Source organism: Gryllotalpicola protaetiae (genome assembly GCF_003627055.1).
GTDB classification, from domain to species: domain Bacteria; phylum Actinomycetota; class Actinomycetes; order Actinomycetales; family Microbacteriaceae; genus Gryllotalpicola; species Gryllotalpicola protaetiae.
Genome location: NZ_CP032624.1, coordinates 1343718 through 1359438, shown reverse-complemented (window position 1 = coordinate 1359438; position 15721 = coordinate 1343718). Strand labels below are relative to the sequence as shown.

The 15721-nt window shown below is 70.0% G+C and carries 16 protein-coding genes; 12 read left to right on the top strand and 4 right to left on the bottom strand.

Features of this window, described 5'->3' with window-relative positions; genetic code table 11:
* The first annotated feature begins 78 nt into the window (after positions 1-78).
* Together D7I44_RS06645 and D7I44_RS06640 are read left to right on the top strand one after the other, a co-directional pair.
* On the top strand, positions 79-675 hold the full coding sequence (locus D7I44_RS06645) for a PadR family transcriptional regulator (protein ID WP_120788768.1): 597 nt from the start codon (positions 79-81) through the stop codon (positions 673-675).
* Positions 672-2216 (top strand): MFS transporter, encoded by a 1545-nt coding sequence (locus tag D7I44_RS06640; RefSeq protein WP_120788767.1) that lies wholly within the window; start codon positions 672-674, stop codon positions 2214-2216. The genes D7I44_RS06645 and D7I44_RS06640 overlap by 4 nt, the downstream gene beginning before the upstream one ends.
* Positions 2217-2327: 111 nt before the next feature.
* On the opposite strand, the gene D7I44_RS06635 is transcribed toward D7I44_RS06640, so the two are convergent.
* The gene (locus tag D7I44_RS06635) at positions 2328-3242 is read right to left on the bottom strand and encodes a phosphoribosylaminoimidazolesuccinocarboxamide synthase (protein WP_120788766.1); all 915 of its coding nucleotides are present in this window, start codon (positions 3240-3242) and stop codon (positions 2328-2330) included.
* Positions 3243-3287: 45 nt separating this feature from the next.
* On the opposite strand from D7I44_RS06635, the gene D7I44_RS06630 reads away from it, so the two are divergent.
* The gene (locus D7I44_RS06630) at positions 3288-4562 is read left to right on the top strand and encodes an FAD-binding protein (protein ID WP_120790831.1); all 1275 of its coding nucleotides are present in this window, start codon (positions 3288-3290) and stop codon (positions 4560-4562) included.
* An 87-nt stretch (positions 4563-4649) separates the two neighbouring features.
* On the opposite strand, the gene purD is transcribed toward D7I44_RS06630, so the two are convergent.
* Positions 4650-5936 carry a phosphoribosylamine--glycine ligase gene (purD, locus tag D7I44_RS06625; RefSeq protein ID WP_120788765.1) on the bottom strand — a complete coding sequence of 429 codons (1287 nt, stop codon included), beginning with the start codon at positions 5934-5936 and terminating at the stop codon, positions 4650-4652.
* A gap of 39 nt (positions 5937-5975) precedes the next feature.
* On the opposite strand from purD, the gene D7I44_RS06620 reads away from it, so the two are divergent.
* Both D7I44_RS06620 and D7I44_RS06615 read left to right on the top strand, forming a co-directional pair.
* Complete coding sequence (locus D7I44_RS06620) at positions 5976-6380, top strand: sterol carrier family protein (protein WP_120788764.1); 405 nt, start codon at positions 5976-5978, stop codon at positions 6378-6380.
* A gap of 4 nt (positions 6381-6384) precedes the next feature.
* Positions 6385-6759: an MFS transporter gene (locus D7I44_RS06615; protein ID WP_120788763.1), complete on the top strand. Its 375-nt coding sequence runs from the start codon at positions 6385-6387 to the stop codon at positions 6757-6759.
* Between the two features lie 173 nt (positions 6760-6932).
* Here D7I44_RS06615 and purF read toward each other — a convergent pair whose 3' ends face one another.
* Positions 6933-8396, bottom strand: a complete 1464-nt coding sequence (purF, locus tag D7I44_RS06610) for an amidophosphoribosyltransferase (RefSeq protein ID WP_120788762.1) — start codon at positions 8394-8396, stop codon at positions 6933-6935.
* A 112-nt stretch (positions 8397-8508) separates the two neighbouring features.
* Between purF and D7I44_RS06605 the strand changes: the two genes are divergently transcribed.
* From D7I44_RS06605 to D7I44_RS06595, 3 genes are all read left to right on the top strand, one after another.
* The gene (locus tag D7I44_RS06605) at positions 8509-9711 is read left to right on the top strand and encodes an MFS transporter (RefSeq protein ID WP_220093841.1); all 1203 of its coding nucleotides are present in this window, start codon (positions 8509-8511) and stop codon (positions 9709-9711) included.
* Positions 9712-9827: 116 nt separating this feature from the next.
* Entirely contained in the window at positions 9828-10934 is a 1107-nt protein-coding gene (gene purM / locus D7I44_RS06600; protein WP_120788760.1) for a phosphoribosylformylglycinamidine cyclo-ligase, read from the top strand.
* Positions 10927-11709 (top strand): methyltransferase domain-containing protein, encoded by a 783-nt coding sequence (locus tag D7I44_RS06595; RefSeq protein WP_181445606.1) that lies wholly within the window; start codon positions 10927-10929, stop codon positions 11707-11709. The genes purM and D7I44_RS06595 overlap by 8 nt, the downstream gene beginning before the upstream one ends.
* Here the strand turns inward: D7I44_RS06595 and D7I44_RS06590 are convergent.
* Positions 11655-12242 carry a dihydrofolate reductase family protein gene (locus D7I44_RS06590; protein ID WP_120790830.1) on the bottom strand — a complete coding sequence of 196 codons (588 nt, stop codon included), beginning with the start codon at positions 12240-12242 and terminating at the stop codon, positions 11655-11657. The genes D7I44_RS06595 and D7I44_RS06590 overlap by 55 nt on opposite strands.
* A gap of 93 nt (positions 12243-12335) precedes the next feature.
* On the opposite strand from D7I44_RS06590, the gene D7I44_RS06585 reads away from it, so the two are divergent.
* Genes D7I44_RS06585 through D7I44_RS06570 form a run of 4 tightly spaced genes read left to right on the top strand, consistent with a single transcriptional unit; the run spans position 12336 to position 15718 of the window.
* On the top strand, positions 12336-13241 hold the full coding sequence (locus tag D7I44_RS06585) for an ABC transporter ATP-binding protein (protein ID WP_220093840.1): 906 nt from the start codon (positions 12336-12338) through the stop codon (positions 13239-13241).
* Positions 13238-13978 carry an ABC transporter permease gene (locus tag D7I44_RS06580; protein ID WP_120788757.1) on the top strand — a complete coding sequence of 247 codons (741 nt, stop codon included), beginning with the start codon at positions 13238-13240 and terminating at the stop codon, positions 13976-13978. Before D7I44_RS06585 ends, D7I44_RS06580 begins: the two co-directional genes overlap by 4 nt.
* On the top strand, positions 13971-15101 hold the full coding sequence (locus D7I44_RS06575; protein WP_120788756.1) for a sensor histidine kinase: 1131 nt from the start codon (positions 13971-13973) through the stop codon (positions 15099-15101). The genes D7I44_RS06580 and D7I44_RS06575 overlap by 8 nt, the downstream gene beginning before the upstream one ends.
* A complete protein-coding gene (locus D7I44_RS06570; protein WP_120788755.1) occupies positions 15101-15718 on the top strand; it encodes a response regulator transcription factor in 618 nt (205 codons plus the stop codon). Before D7I44_RS06575 ends, D7I44_RS06570 begins: the two co-directional genes overlap by 1 nt.
* Positions 15719-15721: the final 3 nt, after the last annotated feature.

Sequence of the window (15721 nt, the reverse complement as noted above, 5' to 3'; positions counted from 1 at the left end):
CCTCGCTGAGTTCACTCGGCGTTAGTTGACACGAAATATTCCGCGAGGAATAATCGGTGCGTGATAACTCCGTTGGCGATGGCTGCACTGGCCCTGCTCAACGAGCGACCCATGCACCCGTACGAGATGTACCAGACGCTGATCCAGCGCTCTGAGGACCGCATCGTGAAGGTGCGGCCGGGGTCGCTCTATCACACGGTCAACAAGCTCGAAGAGCTCGGGCTGGTGCGCGTTACCGGCACCGACCGCGAGGGCAACCGGCCGGAGCGCACCACCTACGAGATCACCGAGAAAGGCAACCTCGCCCTCGCCGAGCGCATCGCCGCGGTCATCGAGGAGCCCGAGTACGAGTTCCCGATCTTCCCCGTCGCCATCTCGCAGGCGCACAACCTGCCGCGCGAGACGGTGATCAACCTTCTCAAGCGCCGTCTTCAGCAGCTCGGAGCACGGCGCGACTACATCGCCGAGTCGCTGAAGCACCTCGGCCGCATGGAGCTGCCGCGCAAGTACTGGCTCGACGTCGACTACCTGCGCGCGCAGTACGACTCCGAGCGCGCCTGGCTCGAGTCCGTCGTGAACGACATCGAGTCCGGCTCACTGGACTGGGAAGAGGAGAAGCACGCCTCGCGCCCCAGCCCGCACACGACTTCAGAACAGAAAGACGTAAAGCAATGACAACGACTCACCCCGCCAAGGAGATCCGACCGTGGCCGGCCCTCTGGGCCCTGGTCATCGGATTCTTCATGATCCTGATCGACACGACGATCGTGTCGGTCGCGAACCCTTCCATTCAGGAGGGGCTGAACACCACCACCAACAACGTCATCTGGGTCACCAGCGCCTATCTGCTGACGTACGCCGTCCCACTGCTCGTCACCGGCCGCCTCGGTGACCGCTTCGGGCCGAAGAACATCTACCTCATCGGCCTCGTGGTCTTCACGCTCGCGTCGCTGTGGTGCGGCCTCTCCGACCACCTGCCCGGCACCGGCATCACCAACCTGATCATCGCCCGCGCGGTGCAGGGCCTCGGCGCCGGCCTGATGACGCCGCAGACGATGGCCGTCATCACCCGCACTTTCGCGCCCGAGAAGCGCGGCACGGCGATGGCGCTCTGGGGCGCGACCGCCGGCTTCGCGACGCTCGTCGGCCCGATCCTGGGCGGCGTGCTCGTCGACGGCCTCGGCTGGGAGTGGATCTTCTTCGTCAACGTGCCGATCGGCGTCGTCGCCTTCGTGCTCGCCGCGATCCTCGTGCCGAAGCTCGAGACGCACAGCCACACCTTCGACTGGCTCGGCGTGTTCCTCTCGGCCGTCGGCCTCTTCTTCCTGGTGTTCGGCCTGCAGGAATCCAACACCTACAACTGGAACGGCTGGGTTTGGGCGTCCGTCGTCGGCGGCATCGTCTTCATCGCCCTCTTCGTCGTGTGGCAGGCGGTCAACAAGAAGGAGCCGCTGCTGCCGCTCAGCCTCTTCAAGGACCGCAACTTCTCGCTCGCGAACGGCGCCATCTCGGCCGTCGGCTTCTCGATCACCGCGATGTTCATTCCGCTGGTCTACTTCTTCCAGGCCGTGCGGGGATTCACGCCGACCGAGTCGGCGCTCATGACGGTTCCGACGGCGGTCCTCTCGATCGTGCTCGCGCCGATCGCCGGCCGCCTCACCGACCGCGTGCACCCGCGCCTGCTCGTCGTTCCCGGGGTCCTGCTCGTGGCAGCGGCGCTCTGGCTCTACTCGTCGATGATCTCGCCGACGATCGCCTGGCCGCTCCTGCTCATCCCCTCGGCGGTCATGGGTCTCGGCTCGGCGTTCATGTGGGGCCCGATCGCGACGACCGCGAACCGCAACCTGCCGCAGCGCGCGGCGGGCGCCGGTTCCGGCGTGTTCAACACGACCCGCCAGGTCGGCTCGGTGATCGGCTCGTCGGCACTCGCAGCGCTGATGACGAGCCGTATCTCCGCCGAGATCCAGAAGGCGCTGCCCCCGGGCAGCAAGACCACGGGCGGCAGCCTCATCTCGTCGAACTCGACGCAGCTGCCCGAGTTCCTGCGCGACGCGTTCACCAACGCCATGAGCGAGACGCTGATCCTGCCGGCATCCGTGATCATCATCGCCGCGGTATGCGCAGCCTTCTTCGTGAAGCCGACCCACCTGCGCGGCGCCGCCCCGGCCGACGCCCCTGCGGAGGCGCAGCCCGCGCCCCAGGTGGTCGCCGAGTAGCGCTCTTCGTTGGAGATCTTGCGTGCGCGGGTGAAACGACGCTTCCGCGGTCGTCGTTTCACCCGCGGACACGCGCTTTCACCCGCGCATGCGGATGACGCTTGACGCGCGCTAAGCCGCGAGCCGCTCGATGAGCTCGGCATAGCGCGCCGCGGTCTGCGCCACGATCACGGGGGGCAGCTCGGGCGGCGTGCCCTGCCTGTCCCAGTTGGCGGCGAGCCAGTCGCGCACGATCTGCTTGTCGAAGCTCGCCATGCGCTCGTCGGGGGTGGCACCGGCGTTCCAGGTCGCGAGATCCCAGTAGCGGGAGGAATCAGGGGTGAGCACCTCGTCGGCGAGGGTGATGACACCGTCGGTGTCGCTTCCGAACTCGAACTTCGTGTCGGCGACGATGAGGCCCTGCGTCTCGGCCTTCGCCGCGGCGTCCGTGTAGATCTTGAGCGACAGCTCGCGCAGCGCGACCGCCGCGGGCTCGCCCACGAGCTCGACCATGCGGTCGAACGTGATGTTCTCGTCGTGCTCGCCCTGCGGCGCCTTCCATGCGGGCGTGAAGATCGGCGCGGGCAGCCGGTCGCCGTTGCGCAGGCCGGCGGGCAGCGGGATGCCGGTGACCGACTGCGACTCCTGGTACTCGGCCCAGCCGCTGCCGGTGATGAAGCCGCGCACGACGCACTCGATCGGGAACATCTCGAGCGGCTTCACGAGCATCGCGCGCCCGGCGACCTCGCTGGGGATGCGCGCCCCGCCGCCCGGCACGAGGTGGTTCGGCACGTCGGCGAGCTGCGAGAACCACCAGTTCGAGAGCGTGGTGAGCAGCTCGCCCTTGCCCGGAATGCCGGGCGCGAGCACGAAGTCGAACGCGCTCACCCGGTCGCTCGCGACGACGAGCAGCTCTGGCGCGTCGGCGTCGGTTGTGCCCTCAGGGACGTAGAGGTCCCGCACTTTCCCCGAGTACGCGTGGGTCCAGCCGGGCAGCACCTGAGCAGTCACAGACCCAATCTTAACAAGGGGCCTGGTGCCAGGCATCCGTTCGACCGCTAATATGTAGGGAACGGCAACAAAGGAGTGCTCGTGGCACACGACGAAGTCAACTGGTCAGCCAACTACGCGTATCGCGCGCCCAAGATCGCGAGGCCGCGCACGGCCGGTGAGGTGCAAGAGCTGGTCACGGCGGCGACGGATGCTTCGCCCGTTCGCGCCCTCGGCACGCGGCACACCTTCAACGACGTCGCGGACCCGGGCGACAGCGGCACCCTCGTGAACCTCGCCGAACTGCCCGCGAAGATCGAGATCGACGCCGAGCGTCGGGTCGTGACCGTCGCGGGCGGGCTGCGCTACGGCGACCTCGCGCTCGCGCTCGCCGCAGAGGGCTGGGCGCTGCACAACCTCGCGTCGCTGCCGCACATCTCGGTCGCGGGTGCGGTCGCGACCGCGACCCACGGCTCGGGCTCGCGCAACGGCAACCTGTCGAGCGTCGTCGCCGCCCTCACCTTCGTCGACGGCTCGGGGTCGCTGGTCACGCTGCGTCGCGGTGACGCCGACTTCGACGGCGCCGTCGTCGCGTTCGGGTCGCTCGGCATCGTCACCGAGCTCGAGCTCGACATCGTGCCGACGTTCGAGATCGCGCAGACGATCTACCTCGGCGTGCCATACGAGCGCGTCTCCGAAGCGCTCGACCTCGCCTACAGCGTGAGCGTGTTCACCGACTGGTCGCCGTCGTCGATCAACCAGCTCTGGGTGAAGGCCGCCGTCGCCGCGCCCTCGGTCGAGGCATCCGTTCGCGAACTGGGTGCAACGCCCGCCCTGCACAAAGTGCACATGATCGCCGCGGCAGATGCCGCCGCGACCACCGAGCAGTTCGGCGTCGCGGGCTCATGGCACGAGCGGCTCGCGCACTTCAAGCTGGACTTCCAGCCGAGCGCCGGCGAGGAGATCCAGACGGAGTACCTGCTGCCTCGGCGCCACGCGCAGGCCGCGGTCGCCGCCGTGCGGGAGCTCACCGCGAACGTCACCCCGCTGCTGCTGATCAGCGAGCTCCGCGCGATCGCAGCGGACGGCCTGTGGCTGTCGACCGCGTACTCGAGCGGCGACGACGAGTGGGCGGATGGCGCCATCGCCTTCCACTTCACGTGGAAGCGCGAGCAGGCCGCGGTCGAGACGGCGAGCGCCCTGCTCGAGGCGACGCTGGCCCGCTTCGGTGCGCGCCCGCACTGGGGCAAGGTCTACACGGATGCCGCGCGCATCCCGGCCCTGTACCCGCGCTTCGCGGACTTCGCCGCGTTGGTGCAGAAGTACGACCCGCGCGGAGTCTTCCGCAACGCGTACACGCGCCGCCTGGGTCTCTAGCCTTCGCCACTGCGCCGAGGGTGCAGTTCGGGCCGCCTCGATCGACGCCGGGCGACCGCAACTCACCCCTCGAGTGAGTTGCGGCGATCAGCCCGCGACGCGCGCGGCGATGTCGGTGCGGTGCTGCGAGCCCTCCAGGCCGATCTTGCCGACGGCTTCGTAGACGCGCTCGCGCGCCTCGGCGAAGTCGGAGCCGAGCGCGACGACCGACAGCACGCGACCGCCGGTGGCCACGAGGCCGACGGAGGTCCAGGTGCCGGCGTCCACGGCATCCGTCAGCGATGCGATGTCGGTCGCGGCGTGCAGCACCGTGACCTCGGGCACCGCCTCAGCCGCCTCGATGCCGGTGATCTGGCGGCCGGTGAGCGACTTCTCCGGGTAGCCCTCGCTCGCGATCACGACCGTGATCGCGACGTCGAGCGCGAACTCGGGCCGCGGCAGGGCGGCCAGGCCGCCGGTCGCCGAGGCGAACAGCAGCTGCGACAGCGGCGTCACGAGGCGCGCGAGCACGACCTGGGTCTCGGGGTCGCCGAAGCGCGCGTTGAACTCGATGACGCGCACGCCCTTCGAGGTGATGACGAGGCCGCAGTACAGCAGGCCGATGAACGGGGTGCCCTCGGACTCGAGGCGACGCACGGTCGGCAGGGCGACCGTGTCGATGACCTCGTCGACGAAGCCCTCGGCGAGCCACGGCAGCGGCGAGTAGGCGCCCATGCCGCCGGTGTTCGGGCCGCCGTCGCCGTCGAGCAGTCGCTTGAAGTCCTGCGCGGGGGTGAGCGGCAGCACGTCGTGGCCGTCGCTGAAGAGGAAGAGCGAGACCTCGGGCCCGTCGAGGAACTCCTCGATGAGCACCGGCCCGTGCTCGAGCCAGTAGTCGGCATGGTCGACGGCGGCTGCGCGATCGGAGGTGACCAGCACGCCCTTGCCCGCGGCGAGACCGTCGGCCTTGATGACGTAGGGGGCGCCGAATTCGTCGATGGTCTTCTCGACCTCGGCGATGGTGCCGGCCAGCTCGGCGCGGCCGGTCGGGACGCCTGCGGCCTCCATGATGCGCTTGGCGAAGGTCTTCGAGCCCTCGAGCTGCGCCGCGGCCTTCGACGGCCCGAACACGGCGATGCCACGCTCGCGCAGCGGGTCGGCAACGCCGGCGATCAGCGGGGCCTCAGGGCCGATGACGACCAGCTCGACCCGGTTGTCGACGGCGTACTCGGTGACCGCGATCGGGTCACTCGGGTCGAGCTCGACGGTGCGCACCTGGCGCGCGATGCCGGCGTTCCCCGGGGCGGCGACGATGTCGTGCTGCTCGCTCTCCGACAGCAGACTGGTGATGATCGCGTGCTCGCGCGCGCCGGAACCGAGGACGAGAATCTTCACCTGTCAAGCGTACCGACGGCCCGGTGGGAGACTTCTGTCGTGGCGAAGCGGGGAATCGACGATGCGACCGGGCTCGCAGCAGTCAAGGCAGTGCTGAACGAGACGACCGCCCCCGAGGGCGCTGCGCCCGCCGGCGCGCGCGACACCCTGGCGACCGCGGTGCGCTACCTGCTGCAGCTGCTCGAAGAGAAGGCGCCCGGCCACACGGTCGAGGTGCGCGTGCCCCCGTTCGGCGCGGTGCAGGTGGTCGAGGGCCCGCGGCACACGCGCGGCACGCCACCGAATGTGATCGAGACGGATGCCGCGACCTGGGTCGCCCTCGCGGCCGGTCGTCTCAGCTGGGCCGATGCCGTCGACGCCGCGCGCGTGTCGGCGTCGGGCACGCGCGCGACGCTCGACGACCTCGTCCCCGTGCTGCCGCACAGCTTCGACTTGGGAGAATGATCGGGTGACCGACGAGCGCCCCGACACCCCCGAGCCCGAGTTCGAGCCCGAGGCGCAGGTCGAGCCGACCTTCGAGGTCGAAGAGACCGCGGAACCGACGCTCGTCGAGGTGCGCCGCACGCCGAACTACTGGAACTTCATGATCCTGTTCGCGGTGCTCGCCGGCATCGCGATCACGATCATCACCTTCTCGCTCCCCTACGACGCCGAGACCGCGACGTACAGTCGCGGCACCGTCTACGGCTTCGCGCTGCTCATCTCGGTCGCCTTCGGCCTGGCGCTCGGCGCGGTGATCGCGCTCATCGCCGAGCGCGTCTCGCGCCGCAGCATCCGTCTCGTCGAAGCCCAGAAGATCACGGGCAAGCCGAAAGACCGCTAGCCGGACTGCACGTCGCGCGGGCGCGTGCCGTCGCGACTCCATTTCGATGAGCGCACCACTCTTGAGCGCCACGCCACCATTGGTGCCGTCAGGGCACCAATGGTGGCATCGGGGCAAGAAATGGTGCCCTCATCGAAATGCGGCGAAAGGGACGTGCCTCTCGCCGCGTCCGATCAGCTGAGCTGGGTCTTCTCGACCCAGGCGAGGTACTCGTCGGTGACGGTGCCGGTGATGTACTCGCCGGTGAAGCAGCTCATCTCGAGGTCCGAGATCGTGCTCTGTCCCTCGAGAATGGCCGACTTCATGTCGTCGACCGTCTGGTAGATCAGGTTGTCGGCGCCGAGCAGCGTCGCGATCTCGGAGATCGAGCGGCCGGAGGCGACGAGCTCCTTCCGTGACGGCATGTTGATGCCGTACACGTGCGGGTAGCGCACGGGCGGGGCGGCCGAGGCGAACGTCACCTTGTTGGCGCCCGCGTGGCGGGCCATGTCGACGATCTCCTTCGAGGTCGTGCCGCGCACGATCGAGTCGTCGATGATGAGGACGTTCTTGCCGCGGAATTCCGTCGACATCGCGTTCAGTTTCTGCCGCACGGAGCGCTTGCGCTGCGCCTGCCCCGGCATGATGAAGGTGCGGCCGACGTAGCGGTTCTTGTAGAACCCCTCGCGGTACTCGACGCCGAGCTTCTGCGCCACGTTCATGGCGGCGGGCCGCGACGAGTCGGGGATCGGCATGACGACGTCGACGTCGCCGGCGGGCGCGTACCGTGCGACCGTGTCGGCGAGGCGGTCGCCGAGGCGCAGGCGCGCCTCGTACACCGAGATGCCGTTCATGATCGAGTCGGGGCGGGCGAGGTAGACGTACTCGAACGAGCACGGCACGAGCCGCGGCGAGCGCGCGCACTGCTGCGAGTAGAGCTCGCCCTCGAGGGTGATGTAGACGGCCTCACCGGGGGCGACGTCGCGCACGACCTCGTACTCACCGGCTTCGAGCACGAGCGACTCGCTGGCGACGATCCACTCGTCGCGGTCGCCGCCGGCCGCCGTGCGGCGGCCGAGGATCAGCGGGCGGATGCCCCACGGGTCGCGGAACGCCAAGAGCCCGTGCCCCGCGATCATCGCGATGGTCGCATACGAGCCCTCGACGCGCTCGTGCACCTGCGACACCGCGGCGAACACCTGATCCGGCGTCAGCTCGCGGCCCGAGATCTGCCCCTCGAGCTCGGTGGCGAGCACGTTCACGAGCATCTCGGTGTCGCTCGTCGAGTTCATGTGACGGCGGTCGATGCGGAACAGGTCTTCGGTCAGCTCGCGGGTGTTCGTGAGGTTGCCGTTGTGCACGAGGATGATGCCGTAGGGCGCGTTCACGTAGAACGGCTGCGACTCGCGCTCGTTCTCGGCGTCGCCCTTGGTGACGTAGCGCACGTGCCCGACGCCCATGTTCCCGAGCAGCGAGCGCATGTCGCGGGTGCGGAACGCCTCGCGCACTTGGCCGCGGGCCTTGTGCATGTGGAACATGCTGCCGTTCGCGGTGGCGATGCCCGTGGAATCCTGGCCGCGGTGCTGGAGGAGCAGCAGGCTGTCGTAGATCTGCTGGTTGGCCGGTTCAGTTGAGACGATTCCGACGATGCCGCACATGCCTAAGCGGTCTCCATTTGTCGTGGGTGCTGGTCCCGGGATCCGGGCGTGTCCAGTTTCCCACATGGGTGATCACGGATCGCTGAGCGGAGGTCGCCTACCGTTGAAGGCAATGTCCCCGGCATCCGCTCTCACCCGCTCCCTCACGATCGTCATGGCGATCACCTGCGGCCTGCTGGTCGCGAACCTGTACTTCGCGCAGGCGGCGATCGGGCCGATCAGTGCCGAGCTCGGCATCGGGGCGGGCGCCGAGGGGCTCGTGGTCACGCTGATCCAGTTCGGCTACGCGGCCGGGCTGCTGTTCATCGCGACGCTCGGCGACCTCGTCGAGAACCGCCGCGTCGTGCTCGTCACCACGGCGATCGCGGTCGTCGGGCTCGTCGGCGTCGCGCTGGCGCCGAACGTGGCGACGTTCCTCGCGGCATCCTTCGTCGTCGGTGTGGTGTCTGTGGGCGCGCAGGTGGTGCTGCCGCTCGCGACCCATCTCGCCCCCGTCGAGCAGCGCGGGCGGGTCATCGGCGACGTGATGGGCGGACTGCTCGCGGGCATCATGCTGTCGCGGCCGTACGCGAACTTCGTCACCGGGCTGCTCGGCTGGCGGTGGGTGTTCGCGATCGCGGCGGTGCTGATCGCGGCGCTGTGGGTGGTGCTCTGGTTCACGCTGCCGACGCGCAAGCCCGAGTCAGGCATCGGCTATGGCCGGCTGCTGTCTTCGACGTTCGGATTCCTGGGCCGGTCGCGCGTTCTGCAGCGACGCGCCCTCTACCAGGCGCTCGCGTTCGGCGCGTTCAACTTCTTCTGGACGTGCGCGCCGCTCATGCTGCACGGTACCTTCGAGTTCAACCAGTTCCAGATCGCGCTGTTCGCGCTCGCCGGGGCGGGCGGCGCGCTGGCCGCGCCCATCAGCGGGCGGCTCGGCGACCGTGGTCACGCGCGCGCCGTCACCGGGGTGGTGTTCGCACTGATGGCGGCGATGTTCCTCGTCACCGACTGGGCGGTGGCCGTGCAGGCGCTGGTGCCGCTCGTGGGTGCCGCTGTGCTGATCGATGCGGCGACGCAGGCGAACCAGGTCGCCGGGCAGCGGATCATCTTCGGCATCGATCCCGAAGCCCGGGGCCGCATCAACAGCGCCTACATCTTCGTGAACTTCCTCGGCGGGGCGACCGGGTCGCTGCTCGCGCCGTTCGTCTATCACGTGGCCGGGTGGCAGGGCGTGGCGCTCGTCGGCGCGGGGGTCGCATTGTTCGTGCTGCTGGTCTTCGCGACCGAGCGCCTCGACCGGCGGCACCGCGAACAGCTCGCCGCGTCGGCGTGACCGCGGCGCAGCAGGGCGCGATCGAGGTCAGGCATCCGTCACATCAGGTAGTGTCCGGCAGCCTGCCAAGCGTTACGCAGGCCGAATCGCCAGCGGGCGCTCGGTACCCTTGAGTCGTGAGCGATTCGAGCAGCACGTACCGCCAGGCCGGGGTCGACACCGCGGCGGGTGACCTCGCCGTCGAGCTGATGAAGTCCGCCGTCGGCAAGACCCACGGCCCCGAGGTGCTCGGCGGCGTCGGCGGCTTCGCCGGTCTGTTCGACGTGTCGTTCCTCAAGCCGTTCACGCGCCCGCTGCTCGCGACCTCGACCGACGGCGTCGGCACGAAGGTCGCGATCGCGCAGGCGATCGACAAGCACGACACCATCGGGCAGGATCTCGTCGGCATGGTCGTCGACGACATCGTCGTCGTCGGCGCGCGGCCGCTGTTCATGACCGACTACATCGCCTGCGGCAAGGTCGTGCCGACGCGCATCGCCGACATCGTCGCCGGCATCGCCCGCGCCTGCTCCGAGACGCGCACCGCCCTCGTCGGCGGCGAGACGGCCGAGCACCCGGGCCTGCTCGGGCCAGAGGACTACGACGTGGCGGGGGCGGCCGTCGGGGCCGTCGAGGCCGATGCCGTGCTCGGCGGCGATCGGGTGCAGAACGGCGACGTCGTGCTCGCTCTCGGATCGTCGGGGCTGCACTCGAACGGCTACTCGCTGGTGCGGCACATCCTGAGCCAGGCCGGCATCTCCTACACCGACCAGAGCGCCGAGCTCGGCACCACCTGGGGCGAGGCCCTGCTCGAGCCGACCCGCCTGTACACCGCGCCGTTGCTGCGCCTGCTCGCAGACCCGCAGCTCTCGGCATCCGTTCACTCGCTTTCGCACGTGACCGGCGGCGGCATCGCGGCCAACCTCGCGCGCGTGCTGCCGCGCGGCTCGTGGGCCGAGCTCGACCGCGCTTCGTGGTCGCCGTCGCCCGTGTTCCGGGTGCTTTCCGAGATCGCGGGCAACTCGCTCGAGTCGGCAGAGGGCACGTGGAATCTGGGCATCGGATTCTTCGCCGTCGTCGCGCCGAGTGCCGTCGACGCCATCGTGTCGAAGCTCGCGCTCGACGGCATCCCGGCGTGGGTCGCCGGCACGGTGTCGACGCAGGAGCGTGACTTCGCCGGCTTCGAGCAAGGCGCCAAGGGCGTCGACGGCGGCGCGGTGCGCCTCGTCGGCACGTATGCCTGAGTTCGAGGCGCTCGTCGCCGAAGGGGCGGCCGAGCCCACCGAGGGGTGGGACTTCTCGTGGTTCGAGGGGCGGGCGACGGAAGAGCGGCCGCCGTGGGGGTACGCGAGGCTCGCGGCCGACCGGCTCGGCCGCGCGCACGCGAGCCTCGATGTGCAGACCGGCGGGGCCGAGGTCTATGCAGAGGCGCTGGGGAACGCGGCATCCGCACCGCAGACGGTCGCCGCGACCGAGGAGTGGCCGCCCAATCTCGCCATCGCCCGCGCGCGGCTCGCGCCGTTCGGCGGGCAGGTCTCGAACGCGGCGGGCACCGACCCGCTGCCCTTCGGCGACGCGGCGTTCGACCTGGTGCTCGCGCGGCACCCGTACGGTGTGCCGTGGGACGAGATCGCCCGCGTCCTCGAGCCGGGCGGCACCTTTCTGGCCCAGCTGATCGGCTGGGGAACGAACCGGAAGCTGTACGAGTTCTTCCTCGGCCCACAGGACGACGCCCACGAGGACCACGGGCACGAGGCCGTCATCAGGCAGCGCACCGCCGAGGCAGGGCTCGAGATCACCCGGCTCGAAGAGGCGGTCACCAAGGTCGAGTTCTTCGACGTCGGCGCAGTCGTCTACTTCCTGCGCAAGGTGCTGTGGACCGTGCCGGGCTTCACGGTCGAGAAGTACCGCCCCGAACTCGCGCGTATGCACACGCTGATCGAGGCCAACGGCTCGTTCACGAGTTACTCGCGCAGGTTCCTCGTCGAGGCCACCCGCGACACGCTCGCGACGCGGTAGCGCAGGAAGAGCGCGCCGCTGCCGAAGCGATGGTGCTCGAGCAGCTCGAGCTCGAGCCCGACACCCGCGGGCAGCCACGGCTTGCCGCCGCCGACGACCACCGGCTGCGCGTAGAACTGCAGCTCGTCGACGAGGCCGGCGGCGAGCGCGAGGCCGGCGAGCTCGGGGCCGCCGATCGTCACATCCGTCTCCGCCTCATCGATCAGCGCGCGCACGGCGCCTGCGTCGAAGTCGCGCACGATCGAGGTGCGCGGCCCGGCAACCTCGGTGAGCGTGCGCGAGAAGACGATCTTGGCGGCCGCCCGCCACTGCGCCGCCCAGACGTGGTCGAGCGGCTCAGAATCGGCGGGCTCGTCTTCCCAGTACCGCATCACGCCGTACATGCGCCGGCCGTAGAGATAGGTGCCGATCGGCGCGTTCGCCTCGGTGACGTGCGCCATCAGCTCCTCGTCGGGCGCCGCCCACTGGAAGTCGCCCGATGCGTCTTCGATGAACCCGTCGAGCGATCCGATCGCGGAATAGATCAGTGCCATGCGCACATGGTCGCGCGGCACGTGACGGATGTCACGGTGATTTCCTGACGTGAGCGATGGCGACGAATGCCTGCCCCGGGCACTCTGGGAAACGTGAACGAACGCGTCATCGAACTCAGCGGCCTCAGGAAGACCTTCGGCCGCATCACTGCGGTCGACTGCGTCGACCTGACCATCCGCCGCGGCGAGGTCGTCGCGCTGCTCGGCCCGAACGGCGCAGGCAAGTCGACCACCATCGACCTGGCGCTGGGCCTCTCGACCCCGACCGCCGGCACCGCGCAGCTCTTCGGCGGCACCCCGCGCGACGCGATCGTCGCCGGCTGGGTCGGCGCGATGCTGCAGGGCGGCGCCCTCCTGCCGACGGCCACCGTCCGGGAATCCGTCGCCCTGATCGCCGCCGTGCACCGCACGCCGCTGTCCGTCGACGAGGCGCTGCGCCGCGCGCGCTGCACCGAGATCGCCGACCAGAAGGTCGCGAAGCTGTCGGGCGGGCAGACGCAGCGCGCCCGCTTCGCCGTCGCGATCGTCTCGAACCCCGAGCTGCTGCTGCTCGACGAGCCGACCGCCGCGATGGACGTCGAGGCGCGCCGCACCTTCTGGGAGTCGATGCGCGGGCTCACCGACGAGGGCCGCACGGTGGTCTTCGCAACGCACTACCTCGACGAGGCGGACACCTTCGCCGACCGCATCGTCATGCTGCGCGCCGGTCGCGTCGTCGCCGACGGCACGCCCGCGCAGGTGAAGGCGGTCGTCTCCGGCCGCACGATCAGGGCGACGCTGCCGAGCGTGAGCGAGGCGGATGCCGCAAGCATCCGCTCTCTGCCCGGTGTCACGGCACTCGAACTGCGTGGCGATCGCCTCGCACTCGCCGCAGCCGACTCCGACCGCACCCTGCGCGCGCTGCTCGGGCGCTACCCGGAGCTGCGCGACATCGAGGTCGCCGCGCGCAGCATGGACGACGCGTTCCTCGCGCTGACGGAAGCAGAGGCGCTCCGATGAAGACCCGCTACCTCGCCATGGAGAGCTGGCGCCAGCTGAAGAACGTGCGCTCGCTCATCTTCTCGCTCGCGATCCCCGTCGTGATGCTGCTCATCTTCGCCAACGCGTACGGCACGGCGGGCATCGACCCCGTCACGCGCCTGCCGTGGGCGATGGTCACGACGGTGCAGATGGGCGCGTACGGCGGCATGATGGCCGCTCTCGGCCAGGCCTTCGTGATCGTCACGGAGCGCTCGATCGGGTGGAACCGGCAGCTGCGCATCACCCCGCTGTCCGGCACCGGCTACCTCGTCTCGAAGGTCGTCGCCGCGATGGCGGCTGCGCTGCTCAGCATCGTGCTGATCTTCGTGATCTCCGCCGCGACCTTCCACCCCGCGGTGTCTCTAGGCGGGTGGGTCCTGTCGGCGCTGGGGCTGTGGGCGGGCATCCTGCCCTTCACCCTCATCGCGATCATGATCGGCCAGTTCGCGAGGCCGCAGTTCGCGCAGCCGCTGTTCATGGCGGTGTTCTTCGGGCTCGCGATTCTCGGCGGACTGTGGGTGCCGCTGCAGATCATGCCGAGCTGGGTGACGGATGCCGCGAAGGCCGTTCCCTCGTACTGGCTGAACCGCCTCGGCGACATGGGCGCGAGCGCTCAGGGACAGCTGATGCAGCCCGCGATGGTGCTGCTCGCCTGGACCGTTGTGCTGGTCGTCTTCATCTCGTGGAGGTACCGCAGGGACGCCGCGCGTGCGTGAGTCCGCGCGCGTCCGCCTGGGCAGCCGGGGTGCCGTGCGCTGGTACCCCGGCGCCGGCTTCGGCGCGCTCTACGTGATCATCCCGGTGTGGGCGGCGTGGGGCTCGAGCGGTTCGCTCGGGCCGAAGGTCGCGGTGACGGTCATCCTGCTGCTCATCGCCGCCGGGCTGCTGTTCGTGCCGGTGCTGAGCTGGGGGTCACCGCGGAGCGGCAGGCACCTGTGGCTGCTGGGGTACGCGGCGCTGATCTGCACGCTGTTCCCGTTCCTCGGCGTCTACACCGCGTGGATGGGCATCTACGTGAGCTGTGCCGCCGCCGTCGCGTTCGTCAACGGGCTCGACGTCGCGTTCTGGATCTTCGGCATCGCAGCCGCGCAACTCGTCGTGCTCTTCATCGGCGGCGATCTCTCGCAGGACTGGTACGCGATCCTGCTCGGCATCTCGGTCTCGGCGATGCTGCTCGGCATCTCGCAGCTGCGCATGGCGAACGAGCGGCTGCAGGCAGCCCAGGGCGAGATCGCGCGGCTCGCCGTCGCCGAGGAGCGCGCCCGGTTCACCCGTGACCTGCATGATGTGCTGGGTCACACGCTCACGGTGGTGACCGTGAAGTCCGAGCTGGCGGGTCGCCTGGCCGACCGTGACGTCGAGCGCACGAAGGCCGAACTCGCCGACATCGAACGGCTCACCCGCGGAGCGCTCTCCGACCTGCGCGCCTCGATCGCGGGCTACCGCGAGATGGATCTCAACACTGAGCTCGCGGCCGCGCGCGCAGCGCTCGCCGCGGCCGAGGTCGAGGCGGCTGTTCCGGTGTCGGGCGACGTGGCAGCCGCGCCCTTGCGCGAGCTGTTCGCGTGGGCGGTGCGCGAGTCGGTCACCAACGTGGTGCGGCACGCGCATGCCTCGCACTGCACGATCGAGCTGCGCGCCGACGCGGTCATCATCGTCGACGACGGGGTCGGTGGGGGTGCCGGGCCGGCGGGGGTGGGAACGGATGCCTCCAGCGGCATGCATTCGGGCAGCGGCCTCGCCGGGCTCGCCCAGCGGGCGGCCGCGGCCGGCGCCGTGCTCTCCGTGACGGCGGCGGAGCCGCACGGTACCGTCGTGAGCGTGAAGGCGGGGGAGTGATGACCGAGCCGATCCGACTGCTGCTCGCCGACGACCAGGCGCTCGTGCGCGGCGCTCTCGCCGCGCTGCTGGAGCTCGAGCCCGACCTCGACGTCGTGGCGCAACTCGGTCGCGGCGACGAGGTGCTCGCCGCCGCCCGCGCCTCGCAGGCGCAGGTCGCGCTGCTCGACGTCGAGATGCCCGGCCTCGACGGGCTCGCGGTGGCTGCTCAGCTGCGGGCCGAGCTGCCCGGCTGTCGCTCGCTCATCGTCACGACTTTCGGCCGGCCCGGCTACCTGCGGCGCGCGATGGAGGCCGGCGCGTCAGGGTTCGTGGTCAAGGACACGCCTGCCGAGCGGCTGGCCGACGCGGTGCGCCGGGTCGCGCAGGGGCTGCGCGTGGTCGACCCCGCGCTCGCCGCCGAGTCCCTCGCCTCGGGCGCGTCGCCGCTCACTCAGCGTGAGACCGAGGTGCTGCGCGTCGCCGCCCGCGGCGGCTCGGTCGATGAGATCGCCGGCGAGTTGCACCTGTCGCCGGGCACGGTGCGCAACCACCTGTCCGCCGCGATCGGCAAGACGGGCGCGCGGAACAGGGCGGATGCCGCGGCGACCGCCGCTGCGCAGGGCTGGTTGCTGTAACCA